This window comes from Rhizobium sp. AN73 (assembly GCF_030757975.1).
GTDB classification, from domain to species: Bacteria; Pseudomonadota; Alphaproteobacteria; order Rhizobiales; family Rhizobiaceae; genus Agrobacterium; species Agrobacterium arsenijevicii.
Genome location: NZ_JARWME010000001.1, coordinates 1,551,271 through 1,568,137 on the forward strand (window position 1 = coordinate 1,551,271; position 16,867 = coordinate 1,568,137).

The window sequence follows — 16,867 nt, forward strand, 5'->3', positions numbered from 1 at the left end:
CAAATTTTCATGAGTATGCATCGTTTCACGCGAAAACCGATACCGGTTGCCGCGCCGATGCTGTAGAGCATTCCCGGTCGATGCGGGATCATTCTGGCGAAGCGACCGGGTTTTGCGAAAAGGCTTGGAAACATGGAAATACGGGACGTGCATGGAATAGCTCTGCCTCTGTCTTCCGATGAGGTATCGCCCGTCATCTGGCAGGCGCTGACCGACGGCAGCTATGAGGCGAAAGAGGCCCGCAGCGTCCTGAAAGCCATCAAGCCCGGTGACCGTGTGCTGGAACTGGGCTCCGGTATCGGCATCATCACCTCGATCATCGCCGGCATTAAAGATGTTGCCGTATGGGCGTTCGAGGCCAATCCGTCGACGGCGGCGCTGGCGGAACGGGTGATCAAGGCCAACTGCCGTGACAATGTCGTGTTCTCACAGGGTCTTCTCACCGCCGACGAGCCGCGCACCTATCCTTTTTATGTCCGCAAGGATCTCTGGATGTCGTCCATGGACGAAAATCAGGGCCCTTATGAAAAACGCATCGAAATCTCTTCGGCGAATATCGATGAATTTGTCGCCAGCCGGGGCATTACCGCGCTCGTCATGGATATCGAGGGTGCGGAACGCGATCTGCTCGGCAATGCCGAGCTTGCCGGCGTGGAACGGATATTCGTCGAGCTGCATGACCACCTTTATGGCCTTGCCGGTGTTCGCGACATCATGCAGGCGCTGACCGCCAAGGGTTATGCCTATGATCCGCGCGGCTCACGCGGCCCTTGCGTATTGTTCTCGAAGGACGACAGCCCGAGGGAATACGATCCCGAGGTGGATTGAAAGCACCAGCGCCTCGTTCCGCGAGCGACTTTAACTGTTTCATTTTCAGGCCAAGGACAGGGCGCGGAGCGCTCTGTCTGCAATCATTTTCCGATCCGTTTGCGCCATCCGTCGCAACTTTTTGGGCTTCATGCCGTTTAGCGCCGATACCGAAATCGCAGGCAGCGGGCTGCTCGGTTATTATTGCTAAGAACGCAATTCATTCCGAATTATTATTGTAATTGTTGAGGCCGTTTTCCCGCGTCATTATCCCTCCATCAAACCGGCGCACAACTGAGGCTGCACCGGAGATGCCAACGCAACCGAAGGAGAAACGATCATGGGCTTTGTTAAGACGACTGACGGAACCGAAATCTTCTACAAGGACTGGGGCCCGAAGGATGCCCAGCCCATCGTATTCCACCACGGCTGGCCGCTGAGCTCCGACGACTGGGACGCGCAGATGCTGTTCTTCGTCTCCAAGGGCTATCGTGTCGTCGCCCATGACCGCCGTGGCCACGGCCGCTCGGCACAGGTTTCCGAAGGCCACGATATGGACCATTATGCCGCCGACGCCTTTGCCGTCGTCGAGGCGCTGGACCTGAAAAATGCCGTGCATATCGGCCATTCCACCGGCGGTGGCGAAGTGGCGCGTTATGTCGCGAAACACGGTGAACCCGCAGGCCGCGTTGCCAAGGCCGTTCTCGTTTCCGCCGTGCCGCCGCTGATGCTCAAGACCGCGGCCAACCCGGAAGGCCTGCCGATGGAGGTCTTCGACGGCTTCCGCTCGGCGCTTGCCGCCAACCGTGCGCAGTTCTTCCGCGATGTGCCGGCCGGCCCGTTCTACGGCTTCAACCGCGATGGCGCGACCGTTCATGAAGGTGTGATCCAGAACTGGTGGAGGCAGGGCATGATGGGCGGCGCCAAGGCGCACTACGATGGCATCAAGGCCTTCTCGGAAACCGATCAGACCGAAGACCTGAAGGCGATCAGTGTTCCGACGCTGGTGCTGCACGGCGAAGACGATCAGATCGTACCGATTGCCGACTCTGCGCTAAAGGCGGTGAAACTGCTGAAAAACGGCACGCTGAAGACCTATCCCGGCTTCTCGCACGGCATGCTGACCGTCAATGCCGATGTGCTGAACGCCGATCTCTTGGCCTTCATCAAGGCTTGATCTTTGGGTGAAACGGGAATGCGGCCTAATACGAGGCCGCATTTTGCGATTGGCCCACAACCTGTCCCCACTTGCGACGTCATCCTCGGGCTTGACCCGAGGATCCATTGTTTCGCGCGGGAGTGGATCCTCGGGTCAAGCCCGAGGATGACGTCGAGTGGGGGACAGCGGAGTTATATCCGCCTCATGTCATCAGGCGAGTTTGGCCAGCCAGCCGCTGCGATAGGCATCAAGTCCTTCAATAGCGTCGGCGGAGAAATGACGCTCGCGATCCGCAAGCGGCTTGATGCCGGTAAGAAGCGCTGCCCCGGCGCTGGTGCCGGTGGAGCCGCTGACGGCGACCACGTCCGTATCGGCAAAGCCGGCCAGCGCCTTGAGATAAAGCGCGTTGCTGGCGAAGGGGCCTTCGACCAGTATCGGGCCTTTCCGCCCGATCAGAGACAGGCTGAACTCCGTCATCAGAGCGAGATAAAGCGCCGCCGCCGCATGCCGCTCCGCGACCGTGGCACTTTCGTCGGCGATCCAGCGTGCCGTTTTGCCGGGGAAGGGGCCGGAGCCACCGACGATGCTTGGCAATAACATCATGCCCTTGGCAAGCACGCTGTCGAGCGCGGCTTCGATTTCCTCATCCGGCGCAGGGCCGAATTGCTGTGTCAGCATTTCATATTCCCTGCCGCCCATGAAACGGGAGGAGGGAACGGGACGCCCGAGGGCGTCGACGTTCAAAAGCGTGTCGCGGGCGGGATCGAGCGCATCTGCCGCGCCGCCGATTGCGAAATTCACCACCCAGGTGCCGGTGGAGACGACCGAAAAATCGCCCTCCCGTCGTAGCAGATGCGGCAAGAGCGACGCATTGGAATCATGAATGCCGCAATAGACCGGCATGTCCGGCGATAACCCTGTTTCCTGCGCCACCGATTTGCGGACTGGTCCGAGCACATCGAAGGCCGAGCGCACCGGTGCCATCAATTGCTCTATGCCAAGACGCGTCACCAGCGATGAAAACGCCTTCCGCCGCGGGTTCCACAGGTCGGTGTGGCAACCAAGCGAGGTCGTTTCGGTGGCCTGAACGCCGGTCAGTCGCCCCGCCCAATATTGCGCATAGGTGACGATGCTGCTCACCCTGGCGAATTCCTGCGGAAAGGCGGTTTTCTGGAAATGGATTTGCGCGCCAAGGTTCAACCCAGCGGGAAGCGAGGGCGAACCGGTCTCGGCAAAATCGGGCCGGATGCCGAGATAGGCCTCGCGTATCTCCACGGGATAGGCGTGCTCATAATCGAGCGCTGGCATGGCCAGATCGCCGTTTCCGTCGAGAAGTGCTGCCGCCGCGCCATGGGTGGTGATGGATATCGCGTCGAAACCTGGCTCCTGATTGAATCGTCGTAGAGACGAGAGAATGAACCCCCAGAGCATCTCCACATCGTAATGCGGATAGATGCCGTCACGAAGGACAGGGTTCGAGCGCCTGTCACTGGCGATCTCTTCTCCACTTCCGGTGTCGATGACGACGACCTTGGCATTGGTCTTGCCGATATCGATGACCGCGACGCGGCGTGGCTTTGTCACGTCGTTCATGGCAGATGGAACACCGTCACGAGGTCTGTCGCGATTGGCGAGTTATCCAGATTGCTCTCCATGATGTCAGCCATATGCGCCCACCATTTCTTCATCACGGGATGCTCGGGCAATGCCGCCATGCCGTGGTTCTTCGGGCGCGTCAGCACGCCGAACAGGATGTTGGTTTCCGGATCGAGGTGGATCGAATAGTCGCTCACACCCGCCTCGTGCAGCAGCGCCACCAGTTCCGACCATATCTCATCATGGCGCCGTCTGTACTCTGCCTCCTTGCCGGCGAAGAGCTTCATCTTGAAGGCGTGTTTTTCAAATTCCGGCATGGCTCAGCTTCTCATGGCTTTAAGGCGGCGCACAACGATGGGGATGGCGATGGTGATGATCAGCAGCAGGCCGACAAAGATCGACATGACGATGCCAGGCACGTTCAGAAGCCCCAACCCGAAGGTGACGAGGCCCATGACGAAGGCGGCTATAACAACACCTGCAATGGTGCCGGAGCCGCCGAGAATGGAAACGCCGCCGAGAACCACCATGGTCACCACTTCAAGCTCCCAGCCTTGAGCAATCGAGGGGCGGGTGGAGCCGAGCCGCGAGGTGAGGCAGACGGCGGCGATGCCGCTCATCAGGCCGGTCAAAAGGAAAAGGATGAACTTCACCCGCTCGACCGGAATACCGGAAAAACGGGCAGCAAAAGGGTTGTTGCCGATCACATAGACCTGCCGGCCGAAATTGGTGGCGTGCAGCAGAATGGCGAAGAGAACGGCCATGACGATGAACAACACGAATTCGAAGGAGATGACCGAGAAGACGTAGCCCTGACCGAAATAGGCGAAATCCGCCGGATATTTGCCGTAGGCCTGATCGCCCAGCACCATGTAGGAAATGCCGCGAAACAGGCTCATGGTGCCGATGGTGACGACGATGGATGGCAGTTTCAGTCCCGCAACGAGAAAGCCGTTGAAAGCCCCGCATAAAAGTCCGGTGCCGATGCCGATGGCGACGAGGCCGGGTGTGCCGACACCCATCTGCACCGCCGCACCCATGGCGGTGGAGGCGAGCGCGATGATGGCGGCGACGGACAGGTCGATTTCGCCGGCGATGATCAAAAGCGCCATGGCGAAGGCGATGATCGCCTTCTCCGTGAAATTGAAGGTCGCGTCGGACAGGTTCCAGGCATTGAGGAAATAGGGCGAGGCCAGCGAATTGGCGATGAAGATGAGGATGGCAACGCCAAGCAGCAGTACTTCCCAGCTGGCCATGATGCGGCGCAGCGGCGTGCCGAGCTTGTCTGGAATGATGCGCGCGTTCTGCGTCGGTTGAGATGGCGTGCTCATGCTGCGGCCTCCTTGGCCTGATCGCTTGCCGCCCGGTCGCGCAGGATGATGCGGCCTTTTCGAGCTTCGGCGCGGGCGTTGAAGACCACGGCGAGCACGATCACCACGCCGGAAATCGCCATTTGTGCGAAGGGAGAAATGCCGATGACGGGCAGGGCATTCTTGATGACACCGAGAAACAGCGCGCCGAGCACGGCACCTGCCACCGAGCCGATGCCGCCAGCAATGGAAATGCCGCCGATGACATTTGCCGCCACGCTATCCAGTTCGAAACCGGCGGCGATATCCACATAAGCGACGGCATAACGCGACACCCAGAGATAGCTCGCAAGGCCAGCAAGCGCGCCGGACAGCACGAAAGCCAGAAACCGGGTGCGGCCGACATCAATGCCGGCATAGACCGCAGCGCCCGGATTGCCGCCGGAAGCATAGGCCGAGCGGCCGAAGGATGTGCGGCTTAGCACCAGCCAGGCGCCGGCGATGATGAGAATGGCAACCCAGGAAAGAACCGGCATGCCGAGAACCATGGTGCGCGGCACGTTGAGGAAGGTGGGCGAAAGCTGGTGCGCATTCACCCAACCGCCGCCCGAGAGCACGAAGGCCATGCCGCGATAGATGGTGAGCGTGCCGAGCGTGACGACGATGGGCGGAATGCCGAGCCACCAGACAAGAATGCCGTTGAGGGAACCCAAAAATGCGCCGATGCCAACCGCCATTGCGATGAGCAACGGCAATGGAATGCCCGGAAAGGCGGCATTGGTCATCGCCACCGCCATGCCGGTGAAGGCGAGGTTAGCGGCAACCGAAAGATCGATGGATTTGGTCAGAATGACCGCCATCTGGCCAAGCGCCAGGATGATGAGGATGGAGGTATCGTTGAAGATATTGACCAGATTGGTGGGCCTGCCGAAACCGGGTGCGCGCAGCGCAAAGCCTGCGATCATGATGACGATGATGCCCGCCAGCAGCCATTCGCGATTTTTGAGAAAACGTTGCATGCTCTTGCCCCTCTCAGGCGTTGCCGGTGGCGGCGCGCACCAGCTTTTCCGGAGAAAAATCGGCGCGTTCGAACAGGCCCGCCATCAGGCCTTCGCGCATGACGATGGCGCGGTCGGACATGCCGAGGATTTCGGGAAGTTCGGATGAAATCATGATGATGGAAAGACCTTCGGCGGCAAGCTCGCTGATGAAGCCGTGCACGGCGGCCTTGGAGCCGATATCGATGCCCTTTGTTGGCTCATCGAGAATGATGACCTTGGGCTGAGTGGCGAGCCATTTGCCGATCACCACCTTCTGCTGGTTGCCGCCCGAAAGTGTGCCGACGGGCACGGACAGGGCGGCGGCGCGCAGGTCGAGACGCGAGGCATATTTGCGCGCCAGCGCAAATTCATTGGCGGCGGCGAGAAAACCCTTGCGCGAGGTGCGCGTGAGGGAAGGCAGCGACATGTTCTGGTAGATCGGCATTTCCAGCGCCAGCCCATGGCGTCCGCGTTCTTCCGGCACATAAACGATGCCGGCGCGGATCGCATCTTCCGGTGAACGGATGACGATCGGTTCGCCATTGAGTGTAATCTGTCCCGAGGCCGGGCGGGTAATGCCGAAAAGCGACTGGCAGAGTTCCGAACGCCCGGCACCGATCAACCCGTAAAGTCCGAGAATTTCGCCCTTGCGCAGATCGAGAGAAATATCGCGGAATTCGGTCTGGTGCGAATAATTGCAGACCGACAGAACCGTCGGGCCTAGTGTGACTGCCTGCTTGGGGAAGGCGTTCGTCACATCGCGGCCGACCATCAGGCGCACGATCTCGTCCTGCGGTGTGGCGGCGAGGTTGCCCGCGCCGACCATCTTGCCATCCCGGAACACGGCGTAGTTTTCGGCGATCTCGTAGACCTCGTCGAACTTATGGCTGATGAAGAGGATCGCCTTGCCCTGCCGCTTCAGATTTTCAACGATGCGGAAGAGATCGTCGATTTCCTTGCGTGACAGGGCGGCGGTCGGTTCGTCCATGATGACGATCCGCGCCTCGACGGAAAGTGCTCTCGCTATTGCCACGAGGTGGCGCTGCGCGATGGAAAGGTCTTTCAGCCGGATCGACGGATCGATGGTGCTTTCGAGCTGTTCCAGCAGAACCTTGGCGCGCGCATTGATGGTTTTCCAGTCAATCAGGCCGAAACGACCTTTTGGCGCATGGCCGAGGAAGATGTTTTCGCCCACGGACAGCTCGTCGAACAGCACGGTTTCCTGGTGAATGGCGGTGACACCGGCATCGATGGCATCCTGTGCGCCGTGAAAATGGACGGGCTGGCCATCCAGCAGGATTTCGCCTTCGTTCGGGCGGTAGATGCCGGTGAGGATTTTGACGAGCGTGGATTTTCCCGCACCGTTCTCGCCGATCAACGCGGTGACCTTGCCGGGATAAAGCGCGATATCGACACCATCCAGCGCCTTCACGCCCGGAAATATCTGGCTGATGCCGCGCATTTCCAGAATGGGCGTCGCGCTGGGAGCTTCTGTCAGATTTATTGTTTGGGTTTCAGCACGCATCATTCCGTCTTACCGGTCAGTTTTGAGTGGAGCGGCGAGGGGCACCCCCTCTGCCCTGCCGGGCATCTCCCCCTCAAGGGGGGAGATCGGCAAGCGGATAACACCCTGCCTATGGAACGAGAGAGTGCGGCATATCGATCTCCCCCCTTGAGGGGGAGATGCCCGGCAGGGCAGAGGGGGGGTGCCCTCTACGCACTGCCGTCACTTCCTCAGATCAAAAAATCTTCGAAAACTGATCGATATTCTTCGCGTCATAAACGAAGGGATCGGCCATGGCCGCTTCACTGTTTTCGCCAACCTTGATCTTGCCCATGCGACCGGCTTCGATTTCCGAGCCCGGCTTGCCGTCGGCTTCGCCCTTCACAAGGCGATAGGCGATCTGGGTGGCGGAGTAACCGAGGTCGATCGGGTTCCAGATGGCGAATTCCTTGGTCGCGCCTGATTTGATGGCGCCGGCCATTTCAGACGGCAGGCCAAGGCCCGTCACAAAGACCTGACCGATCTTGCCCGCATCCTTCACTGCCTGCGAGGCGGCGAGAACGCCAACCGTCGTCGGTGCGACGATGACCTTCACATTCGGCTGCGAGGAGAGCAGGCCCTGCGCTTCGCGATAGCTCTTGTCGGCAAGGTCGTCACCGTAAACTGTCGTGACGAGGTTGAGGCCGGGGAAATCCTTCAGCTGCTTTTTCATCTCGTCGATCCAGATATTCTGGTTCGTGGAGGTGGTGGTGGCCGAAAGGATGGCGAAATCGCCCTTGCCGCCGTCCAGATGCGATGCGGCAAGCTGCAGGCACATTTTGCCGATCAGCGCATTGGATGAGGGGTTGAGCTGAAGAATGCGGCCTTCAGGCGCCACGCCGGAATCCCAGGAAATGACCTTGATGCCGCGCTGGGCCGCCTTTTTCAGCGCCGGAACCACGGCATCCGGGTCGTTGGCGGAAATGGCGATGGCATCCACGCCCTGCGCGATCAGCGAATTGATGACTTCGATCTGGCCTTCCGCCGTGGTGCTGGTCGGACCCGTATAGATGATCTCGACGCCGCCGAGGTCCTTTGCAGCCTCCTGCGCGCCCTTGTTGGCGGCTTCGAAAAAGCCGTTGCCGAGCGATTTGACCACAAGAGCGATCTTCACATCGGCGGCCTGGGCAACGCCGCCAAGGCCTGCGACGGAGAGCGCCGCGCTCAGCGCCAAGACGCTCGTCAATGTTCTGCGTGTAAGTTTCATGTCCCTTTTCCTCCCGTTTTGAACCTTGTTACTCCCTATCGGCGCTTCCTCAGGCGACCGAAGAGGAACTTTCATCATCCGGCGGACCGGCTGTTTTCCTGTCTGTGACGGCGCCGACAATCAGCAATTCCACGCCCGCATCCTCCACCATCCGTGCCGCCTCATCCGAAATCCCGTCATCGGTGATGATGGTCGTGACGTTTTCGAGCGGGCAAAGAATGAGGCTGGACCGTTTTTTGAATTTCGAGGAATCGACCATGACGATCAGCTCTTCCGCCTGTCGCATCAGCTTCTGCTCGCTCTGGATGACCAGCGCGTCCGATTCCATGATGCCGAGCGCGCCCACGCCCTGCGCACCGAGAAAAATCCGCCGCGCATAAAAATTGCGGATCGCATCATTCTCGAAAGGCGACAGGATGAGGCTCTGATCGCGATAGATCGCGCCGCCCGGTACGTTGACATTACATTTGGAATGTTTGACCAGATGCTCCGCGATCGCGAAGGAATTGGTCATCACCTGCAGGCGTCGCGCCGCCATGTAATGCACCATCTGGAATGTGGTCGTGCCGCCATTCAGAATGATCGCATCGCCATCGTGGCAGAGATCGACCGCTTTGCGCGCAATTGCGCGTTTCTTGTCGATATTGACCGATTCGGATACGCGGAAGGGCCGTGCGGCCAGATTGCCGAGCTGCGGCGGATGTACTGCCTCCGCCCCGCCACGCACACGGCGCAACTTGCCCTGAACATGTAAGGACGCGATATCCCTGCGGATCGTCGCTTCAGACGCATCCGTCAGTTCGGCAATATCCTGCACCGTCACGACAGCTTTTTCCTGCGTGGCGCTCAAGATGATGCGATGGCGTTCGCGTTCGTGCATGGGGTCCTCCTGACCGTGATTATTCGCAACCTCTTTACGTTGTCAATCAAGAACGATCAAATTAATCAATTTCGCGCTGCAACATGAAAATTTATGATCGTTTTTGATTGACATTATGCTTTTGGATGCGCGATATCTGCCACCAACGGAGGCGGGCCGATATCGGCTCCGCGAATGCAGACTTGACTTGGGAGGAAGACATGACGGGAAAATCCCGCCTTCTCGAAAGCCGTTGGGACGATGCCTATGCCAAAACGCTCGATGAGCCGGGCAAGCTGCTTTATCGCTCCAATCTGCTCGGCGCGGACAAGCGCATCACCAATTACGGCGGTGGCAACACGTCCGCCAAGGTGCTCGAAACCGATCCGCTGACCGGCGAAAAGGTCCGCGTCATGTGGGTGAAGGGTTCCGGCGGCGATGTCGGTACCATCAAGCTTGATGGTTTTTCGACGCTTTATCTCGACAAGCTGGAAGCGTTGAAGGGCATCTATAAGGGTGTCGAGGACGAGGACCGCATGGTCGGCTTCCTGCCGCATTGCACCTTCAACCTCAACCCGCGCGCCGCCTCCATCGATACGCCGCTGCACGGTTTCGTGCCTTACGATCATGTCGATCACATGCATCCGGACGCTATCATCGCCATTGCCGCTTCCAAAAACTCGAAAGAGCTGACGCAGCAAATCTTCGGTGATGACATCGGCTGGCTGCCCTGGCGCCGTCCGGGTTTTCAGCTTGGTCTTGATCTCGAGGCTTTCGTCAAGGCCAATCCCAAGGCCAAGGGCGTTGTGCTGGAAAGCCACGGTCTGTTCACCTGGGATAACGACGCCAAGGTGTGTTACGAACTGACGCTCGCCATCATCAACAGGGCGATCGAATGGTTTGCCGCCAAGACCGAAGGCAAGACGATTTTCGGCGGTGCTGTGGCCAAGAGCCTGCCGGTGGCCGAACGTCGCGCCATCGCCGCCCGGCTGATGCCGGAAATCCGCGGCCGCATCGGCCGTGAGGAGCGCAAGCTTGGCCATTTCGACGATCAGGATGCGGTTCTGGAATTCGTCAATTCGAAGCAGCTGAAGCCGCTCGGCAGCCTTGGCACATCCTGCCCGGATCATTTCCTGCGCACGAAAATCCGTCCTCTGATCCTCGATCTCGATACCGCAAATCCGGATGTCGATGCGCTGACAGCGGGTCTCGACAAGGCGCTTGAGGCATACCGCGCGGACTATACCCGCTATTACGAAGCCTGCCGCCACGACAATTCGCCGAAGATACGCGACCCTAACCCGGTGATTTTCCTGATCCCCGGCGTTGGCATGTTGTCCTTCGCCAAGGACAAGGCCACAGCCCGGATCGCCGGTGAATTTTACGTCAACGCCATCAACGTCATGCGCGGCGCTTCCACCGTGTCCGAATATCAGGGCCTTCCTGAACAGGAAGCCTTCGACATCGAATATTGGCTGCTGGAAGAGGCAAAGCTGCAGCGTATGCCAAAGCCGAAAAGCCTTGCCGGCCGGGTGGCCTTCGTCACCGGCGGTGCCGGTGGCATCGGCCGGGCGACGGCGGACAGGCTGGTGGCCGAGGGTGCCTGCGTTGTACTGGCTGATATCGACGAGGCAGCACTTGAGGCCGCGAAGGGCGATTTCGTCAAGCGTTACAGCACTGACGCGGTGCGCAGCGTGAAGCTGGATGTGACGAAGGAAGATGCGGTCATTTCTGCCTTCGCGGAAGCGAGCGTGGAATTCGGCGGCGTGGATATCCTCGTTTCCAATGCCGGTATTGCTTCCTCAGCGCCGGTGGAAGAGACCACACTTGCCATGTGGAACAAGAATATCGATATTCTCGCAACGGGCTATTTCCTCGTGTCGCGGGAAGCATTCCGCCTGCTGCGGCGTCAGAATCTCGGCGGTAACGTCGTGTTCGTCGCCTCGAAAAACGGTCTTGCCTCTTCGCCCAATGCTTCTGCCTATTGCACGGCGAAGGCGGCGGAAATTCATCTTGCCCGTTGCCTTGCTCTTGAAGGCGCGGAGGCGGGCATTCGTGTCAACACCGTCAATCCCGATGCCGTGTTGCGCGGTTCGAAGATCTGGAACGGTGAGTGGCGCGAGCAGCGCGCAGCCTCTTCCAAGATCGAAGTGACCGATCTGGAGGAACATTATCGCAAGCGCTCGATGCTGAAGCTCAACGTGTTCCCGGAAGACATCGCCGAGGCGATCTACTTCCTGGCGTCCGACGCTTCCGCCAAGTCGACCGGCAACATCATCAACGTTGATGCCGGAAACGCGCAGAGCTTCACACGATAGGATGGGACGGTAACAGGCGGCGGCATCGCCGCCATTACCGGGGAGGAAGAGATGACCGACACGAAAATCACTGCTGATGTGATTGCGGCAGAAAACGACAAGCGCGCTGCTGCGCTGAAAGATGATTACGAGGCGCTTGGCAACCAGCTTGCGCGCCGCAATATCGATATTGACGCCATCACGGCCAAGGTTGCTGAATTTTTCGTCGCCGTGCCGTCGTGGGGCGTCGGCACCGGCGGCACCCGTTTTGCCCGTTTTCCGGGTGCGGGCGAACCGCGCGGTATTTTCGACAAGCTCGACGATTGCGCCGTCATCAACCAGCTGACGCGGGCTACGCCGAATGTTTCCCTGCACATTCCGTGGGACAAGCAGGATCCTAAGCGGCTAAAGGCTCATGCCGATGCGCTGGGTCTCGGCTTCGACGCCATGAATTCCAACACCTTCTCGGATGCGCCGGACCAGAGCCATTCCTACAAATACGGCTCGCTCAGCCACACGGATGCCGCAACGCGCCGGCAGGCCGTCGAACACAACATCGAATGTATCGAGATCGGCAACGCCATCGGCTCCAAGGCGCTGACGGTGTGGGTGGGCGATGGCTCCAACTTCCCCGGCCAGAGCAACTTCACCAGAAGTTTCGAGCGTTATCTCGCCGCCATGGCGGATATCTACAAGGCGCTGCCGGATGACTGGCGCATTTTTTCCGAACACAAGATGTTCGAGCCGGCCTTCTATTCGACTGTCGTGCAGGATTGGGGCACCAACTACCTCATCGCCAATACGCTCGGCGAAAAAGCCTTCTGCCTTGTCGATCTCGGCCACCATGCGCCGAACACCAATATCGAGATGATCGTCGCCCGGCTCATCCAGTTCGGCAAGCTCGGCGGTTTCCACTTCAACGATAGCAAATATGGCGATGACGATCTGGATGCCGGCTCAATCGAGCCCTACCGCCTGTTCCTCGTCTTCAACGAACTGGTGGATGCCGAGCATCGCGGCGTGAAGGGTTTCCATCCCGCCCATATGATCGACCAATCGCACAATGTGACGGACCCGATCGAAAGCCTGATCTCCAGCGCCAACGAAATCCGCCGCGCCTATGCGCAGGCCCTGCTGGTGGATCGTGCGGCTCTGGATGGCTACCAGCAGGACAATGATGCGCTGATGGCATCCGATACGCTGAAACGGGCCTATCGCACGGATGTCGAGCCGGTTCTCGCTAAAGCAAGGCAATTGGCGGGTGGTGCGATTGATCCGATTGCGACCTATCGGGCGAGTGGTTATCGCAAACGGGTCGCGGCGGAACGCCCGGCTTCGGTTGGTGGCAGCGGAGGCATTGTGTAGTCGTTCGTTCTGCTAGATGCGCACACAATCGCGGAGGTCAGGCCGAGTAGACCGCTGAGTGAGCTTACAGTGTCGCCTCAACCTCTCCTCTGTCATCCTCGGGTCAAGCCCGAGGATGACGTCGCGCTGGGATATGAGCAGCGCTCAGCCCGGCATTATCACTCACCCGAAGGTGCTTGCCTGCGAACCTGAAACGTATGCTCCGGCCCCGGAAACGCACCGGAGCGCACCTCGTCGGCGTAACTTGCCGCTGCCTCCGAAACGGTCGCCCCCAGATCGGCGAAACGCTTGACGAATTTCGGTTTGAAGTCGGTGAACAGGCCGAGCATGTCGTCGGAAACGAGCACCTGCCCGTCGCAGGCTGGCGATGCGCCGATGCCGACCGTCGGGACGGAGAGTTTTTCGGTCAGTTCGCGGGCGAGCGGCTCGACGGTGCCTTCCACGACAATGGCGAAGGCGCCGGCCTGATCGACCGCAATCGCATCACGCCAGATTTTCTGCGTTTCCGCATCCGAATGGCCAAGCGAGCGAAAGCCTCCGGCTGTGTGGACCAACTGCGGCATCAGCCCGACATGGCCGAACACCGGAATGCCGCGCGCCACCAGGAAGGCGATGGTCTCGGCCATTTCCTCACCGCCTTCCAGCTTCACGCCGTCGCAGCCGGTTTCCTGCATCAGCCGTACCGCATTACGGAACGCCTGTTCCTTCGATTCCTGATAGGTGCCGAAGGGAAGATCGACGATGACGCAGGCATGGTCCACACCGCGCATGACGGCGCGGCCATGGGCGATCATCATATCCAGCGTGACGCCGACCGTGGTGTCCATGCCGTAAAGTACCATGCCGAGGGAATCGCCGACCAGCAGCAGATCGCAATGTGGATCGAGCAGGCGGGCAATTGGCGTTGTATAAGCGGTCAGGCAAACGATGCGCGCACCGCCTTTCATCTGCCGGATGGAGGCCGTCGTCAGCCGCTTCTGTTTCCCGTGCGTGCTCATGATGCAGCCTCCTGTTTGCCGGTTTTATCACGTCCGATGACGCGGTTGTCGAGAAGGCGGGTGTTGCCCACCCGCACGAACAGTGCCACCAGCACAGGCCCCGCCTGCAGCGAAGCGACGGGAGCCAGCGTATCCGGATCGCGCACCGCCACGACTTCGGGCGACGCCAGCGTCTCGGCGGCGATGAATTTTTCTATTGCTGCTTCGAAAGTGGCCGGGTCGTCGCAGCCGTCATTATAGAGCCGTTCCGCCTCATCGAGTGCGCGCGGCACGATCACGGCGGCGGCGCGCTCCTCCGGGCTCAGATAGACGTTGCGTGAGGAGCAGGCGAGCCCATCCGCCTCACGCACGGTGGCGACCGGGACGACGCGGACCGGCTGGGCGAGATCTTCTACCATGCGGCGGATCAGCGTGACCTGCTGGTAGTCCTTTTCGCCGAAATAGGCGGCGTCCGGCTGCACGAGATTAAAAAGCTTTGTCACGACGGTCGTCACACCGGCGAAATGCCCTGGCCGTACGGCACCTTCCAACTGGCTCCCCAGTTCCGGCACATCCACGACGGTCTGCATTGGGCGCGGATACATCTCGGTAACCTCGGGTGCGAAAAGAATGTCGACGCCTGCCTCTTCCAGCAGCGCGCTGTCGCGGGCGAGATCGCGCGGGTAACGGGCAAGATCCTCATTCGCACCGAATTGTAGCGGATTGACGAAGATCGAGACCACCGTCACATCGTTCTCCGCCTTGGCTTTGGCAACGAGTGTCAGATGACCGATATGGAGAAAGCCCATGGTCGGCACGAAGCCGACGGTCTTGCCATCGCGGCGAAACGTGGCGGTCAGGCCGCGCAATTCGGCGACGGTTTTTACAAGGCGCATGGGCTTTCCTCCGGCTCCCCGATCGCCGTCCGGCGAAAGGTGGTGGATAGAACTCGATTTGCCGAACGGGGTCAACGCAGCTGCGGGCATTATATCGATTAAGATGTTGAGGGGTGGTTCAGGACCCGCCAGTCCAGATCGGCAGCCGTTTTTCGGCGAATGCCTGCCGTCCTTCGCGCGCCTCGTCGCTGCTGCTGATCTTCGCGATGACGCCTTCGGCAAAGGTGAGCCGCTCACTGGCCGGCATGTCGCGCATCGCCAGCATCGCTGCCTTTCCAGCAGCGATTGCGCCCGGCGCATTCTGCCGCAAACGGGAAAGAACATCCTCGACCACGCCATCGAGTTCGGCGGATGGCACCGCGCGGTTGATGAGGCCGATGCGCTCCGCTTCCTCCGCACCGATCGATTGCCCGAGATAGGCCATGTCGTGCAGACGGCTCAGTGGTATTTTGGCAAGAAGTTTCGCCGCCACCATGGCCGGGAAAAGCCCGACCCGCACTTCCGGCAGGCCGAATTCAGCATGATCGGCGGCATAAGCGAGATCACAGGCGGCGACAAGGCCGAGTCCGCCCGCCAGCACGCGCCCGTTGATGCGGGCAATGACGATCTTGTCGCAGGTCTCGATGGTGCGCATCACGTCGGCGATGGGGTTTGTTCCGTCTCGCGACAGGAACATGCCGCCAGCGCTTTCCTTGAGATCGGCCCCTGAGCAGAAGCTACGGTCTCCCGCCGCCGTTATCACCACGGCGCGCAGGCCGCCATCGCCGCATGCCGTGCGGATCGCATTCGTGAGCGTGTCCGTCATCGCCGCATTCATGGCATTGTGAACCTCCGGCCGGTTGAGCGTCAGCCACAGAACGTCCTTGCGCTTTTCGCTCAACAGCTCATCCGCCATGCGTGCCACCGTTCTTTTTTGCGGCAAGCAACGCTGTTCCGGCGCGCGCCGCGTTCGCCCTGCCTAGATATCCGCTGATCCAGTCTCCGGTTTTCGCCACCGCCATCAGGTCCACGCCGGTTTTGATGCCAAGCCCCTGCAGCAGATAAACGATATCTTCGGTTGCGACATTGCCGCTGGCGCCCGGTGCGAAAGGGCAGCCGCCCAGCCCGGCGACGGAACTGTCGAATACGGAAATGCCTTCCTCGAGCGAAGCCAGCACATTGGCGACGCCTTGACCATAGGTGTCGTGGAAATGCATGGCGAGTTTTTCGCGCGGGATGCGGGTGGATATATGTTCGATAAGCTTGCGGATCTGGCCGGCCGTGCCGACGCCGATCGTATCGCCGAGCGAGATTTCGTAGCAACCCATGGCGACTAGCGCCTCGGCCATCGCTGCCACATCATCGGGCGCAACCGCGCCGTCATAGGGACAACCGGCAATACAGGAGACGTAACCGCGCATCAGAATGTTTCGGCTGGCCGCAGCTTCCGCAACATCTTGCAGACGTTCAAGGCTTTCTGCGCGCGAGCAGGCGATATTGTGCTGGCTGAAACCTTCGGAGGCGGACACGAAAACGGCGATTTCCGTCACACCCGCTTCGACGGCCGCTTCGAAACCTTTCATATTGGGAACGAGCGCCGGATAGGCGGTGCCTGGTCGCCGCTTGAGGCCCTGAAACACCTCCCTCGAGCCAGCCATTTGCGGAACTTTGTTGGCTGAGACGAAGGCTCCTGCCTCCACTGCGGCCAATCCGGCCGCAGCCAGCCGCTCGACCAGAGCAATCTTGATGGCAGCGGAAACCTCCGCACTTTCATTTTGCAGGCCGTCGCGCGGGCCGACTTCGACAATCTTTACCGCTTGAGGCAAACTCAT

The 16,867-nt window shown here is 60.0% G+C and carries 15 protein-coding genes; 4 read left to right on the forward strand and 11 right to left on the reverse strand.

The genetic code is table 11. The annotated features are described in order from the left end of the window. Positions 1–132: 132 nt before the first annotated feature. Together RBH10_RS06990 and RBH10_RS06995 are read left to right on the forward strand one after the other, a co-directional pair. Positions 133–828: an FkbM family methyltransferase gene (locus RBH10_RS06990; protein ID WP_281037678.1), complete on the forward strand. Its 696-nt coding sequence runs from the start codon at positions 133–135 to the stop codon at positions 826–828. A gap of 319 nt (positions 829–1,147) precedes the next feature. Next, entirely contained in the window at positions 1,148–1,984 is an 837-nt protein-coding gene (locus RBH10_RS06995; RefSeq protein WP_281037677.1) for an alpha/beta fold hydrolase, read from the forward strand. Positions 1,985–2,176: 192 nt separating this feature from the next. On the opposite strand, the gene RBH10_RS07000 is transcribed toward RBH10_RS06995, so the two are convergent. The 7 genes from RBH10_RS07000 to RBH10_RS07030 form a co-directional block, all read right to left on the reverse strand. Beyond that, the gene (locus RBH10_RS07000) at positions 2,177–3,559 is read right to left on the reverse strand and encodes an FGGY-family carbohydrate kinase (RefSeq protein WP_281037676.1); all 1,383 of its coding nucleotides are present in this window, start codon (positions 3,557–3,559) and stop codon (positions 2,177–2,179) included. After that, complete coding sequence (gene rhaM / locus RBH10_RS07005; RefSeq protein WP_281037675.1) at positions 3,556–3,879, reverse strand: L-rhamnose mutarotase; 324 nt, start codon at positions 3,877–3,879, stop codon at positions 3,556–3,558. Before rhaM ends, RBH10_RS07000 begins: the two co-directional genes overlap by 4 nt. A gap of 3 nt (positions 3,880–3,882) precedes the next feature. Further along, positions 3,883–4,893, reverse strand: coding sequence for an ABC transporter permease (locus tag RBH10_RS07010; RefSeq protein ID WP_281037674.1), 1,011 nt, complete (start codon positions 4,891–4,893; stop codon positions 3,883–3,885). Continuing rightward, positions 4,890–5,891, reverse strand: coding sequence for an ABC transporter permease (locus RBH10_RS07015; RefSeq protein ID WP_281037673.1), 1,002 nt, complete (start codon positions 5,889–5,891; stop codon positions 4,890–4,892). Before RBH10_RS07015 ends, RBH10_RS07010 begins: the two co-directional genes overlap by 4 nt. A 13-nt stretch (positions 5,892–5,904) precedes the next feature. Beyond that, positions 5,905–7,440, reverse strand: coding sequence for a sugar ABC transporter ATP-binding protein (locus RBH10_RS07020; RefSeq protein WP_281037672.1), 1,536 nt, complete (start codon positions 7,438–7,440; stop codon positions 5,905–5,907). 211 nt (positions 7,441–7,651) lie between these two features. Further along, positions 7,652–8,662, reverse strand: coding sequence for a rhamnose ABC transporter substrate-binding protein (gene rhaS, locus RBH10_RS07025; protein WP_281037671.1), 1,011 nt, complete (start codon positions 8,660–8,662; stop codon positions 7,652–7,654). Between the two features lie 49 nt (positions 8,663–8,711). Continuing rightward, on the reverse strand, positions 8,712–9,542 hold the full coding sequence (locus RBH10_RS07030) for a DeoR/GlpR family DNA-binding transcription regulator (protein ID WP_281037670.1): 831 nt from the start codon (positions 9,540–9,542) through the stop codon (positions 8,712–8,714). Positions 9,543–9,742: 200 nt separating this feature from the next. Between RBH10_RS07030 and RBH10_RS07035 the strand changes: the two genes are divergently transcribed. Beyond that, positions 9,743–11,839, forward strand: a complete 2,097-nt coding sequence (locus RBH10_RS07035; RefSeq protein WP_281037669.1) for a bifunctional rhamnulose-1-phosphate aldolase/short-chain dehydrogenase — start codon at positions 9,743–9,745, stop codon at positions 11,837–11,839. 51 nt (positions 11,840–11,890) lie between these two features. Continuing rightward, on the forward strand, positions 11,891–13,183 hold the full coding sequence (gene rhaI / locus RBH10_RS07040; RefSeq protein WP_281037668.1) for an L-rhamnose catabolism isomerase: 1,293 nt from the start codon (positions 11,891–11,893) through the stop codon (positions 13,181–13,183). Between the two features lie 158 nt (positions 13,184–13,341). Here rhaI and panB read toward each other — a convergent pair whose 3' ends face one another. The 4 genes from panB to RBH10_RS07060 all read right to left on the reverse strand — a co-directional run bounded on the left by panB (position 13,342) and on the right by RBH10_RS07060 (position 16,867). After that, a complete protein-coding gene (panB, locus tag RBH10_RS07045; RefSeq protein WP_281037667.1) occupies positions 13,342–14,181 on the reverse strand; it encodes a 3-methyl-2-oxobutanoate hydroxymethyltransferase in 840 nt (279 codons plus the stop codon). Beyond that, a complete protein-coding gene (gene panC, locus RBH10_RS07050; RefSeq protein ID WP_281037666.1) occupies positions 14,178–15,056 on the reverse strand; it encodes a pantoate--beta-alanine ligase in 879 nt (292 codons plus the stop codon). The genes panB and panC overlap by 4 nt, the downstream gene beginning before the upstream one ends. A gap of 118 nt (positions 15,057–15,174) precedes the next feature. After that, positions 15,175–15,951 carry an enoyl-CoA hydratase-related protein gene (locus RBH10_RS07055; RefSeq protein WP_045018800.1) on the reverse strand — a complete coding sequence of 259 codons (777 nt, stop codon included), beginning with the start codon at positions 15,949–15,951 and terminating at the stop codon, positions 15,175–15,177. Continuing rightward, complete coding sequence (locus RBH10_RS07060) at positions 15,941–16,867, reverse strand: hydroxymethylglutaryl-CoA lyase (protein ID WP_281037665.1); 927 nt, start codon at positions 16,865–16,867, stop codon at positions 15,941–15,943. The genes RBH10_RS07055 and RBH10_RS07060 overlap by 11 nt, the downstream gene beginning before the upstream one ends.

What these genes read in the sequence shown, in the direction of transcription:
- RBH10_RS06990 (WP_281037678.1), top strand. Translation starts at nt 133, where the DNA reads ATGGAAATACGGGACGTGCATGGAATAGCTCTGCCTCTGTCTTCCGAT.
- RBH10_RS06995 (WP_281037677.1), top strand. Translation starts at nt 1,148, where the DNA reads ATGGGCTTTGTTAAGACGACTGACGGAACCGAAATCTTCTACAAGGAC.
- RBH10_RS07000 (WP_281037676.1), bottom strand. Translation starts at nt 3,559, where the DNA reads ATGAACGACGTGACAAAGCCACGCCGCGTCGCGGTCATCGATATCGGC.
- rhaM (WP_281037675.1), bottom strand. Translation starts at nt 3,879, where the DNA reads ATGCCGGAATTTGAAAAACACGCCTTCAAGATGAAGCTCTTCGCCGGC.
- RBH10_RS07010 (WP_281037674.1), bottom strand. Translation starts at nt 4,893, where the DNA reads ATGAGCACGCCATCTCAACCGACGCAGAACGCGCGCATCATTCCAGAC.
- RBH10_RS07015 (WP_281037673.1), bottom strand. Translation starts at nt 5,891, where the DNA reads ATGCAACGTTTTCTCAAAAATCGCGAATGGCTGCTGGCGGGCATCATC.
- RBH10_RS07020 (WP_281037672.1), bottom strand. Translation starts at nt 7,440, where the DNA reads ATGATGCGTGCTGAAACCCAAACAATAAATCTGACAGAAGCTCCCAGC.
- rhaS (WP_281037671.1), bottom strand. Translation starts at nt 8,662, where the DNA reads ATGAAACTTACACGCAGAACATTGACGAGCGTCTTGGCGCTGAGCGCG.
- RBH10_RS07030 (WP_281037670.1), bottom strand. Translation starts at nt 9,542, where the DNA reads ATGCACGAACGCGAACGCCATCGCATCATCTTGAGCGCCACGCAGGAA.
- RBH10_RS07035 (WP_281037669.1), top strand. Translation starts at nt 9,743, where the DNA reads ATGACGGGAAAATCCCGCCTTCTCGAAAGCCGTTGGGACGATGCCTAT.
- rhaI (WP_281037668.1), top strand. Translation starts at nt 11,891, where the DNA reads ATGACCGACACGAAAATCACTGCTGATGTGATTGCGGCAGAAAACGAC.
- panB (WP_281037667.1), bottom strand. Translation starts at nt 14,181, where the DNA reads ATGAGCACGCACGGGAAACAGAAGCGGCTGACGACGGCCTCCATCCGG.
- panC (WP_281037666.1), bottom strand. Translation starts at nt 15,056, where the DNA reads ATGCGCCTTGTAAAAACCGTCGCCGAATTGCGCGGCCTGACCGCCACG.
- RBH10_RS07055 (WP_045018800.1), bottom strand. Translation starts at nt 15,951, where the DNA reads ATGGCGGATGAGCTGTTGAGCGAAAAGCGCAAGGACGTTCTGTGGCTG.
- RBH10_RS07060 (WP_281037665.1), bottom strand. Translation starts at nt 16,867, where the DNA reads ATGAGTTTGCCTCAAGCGGTAAAGATTGTCGAAGTCGGCCCGCGCGAC.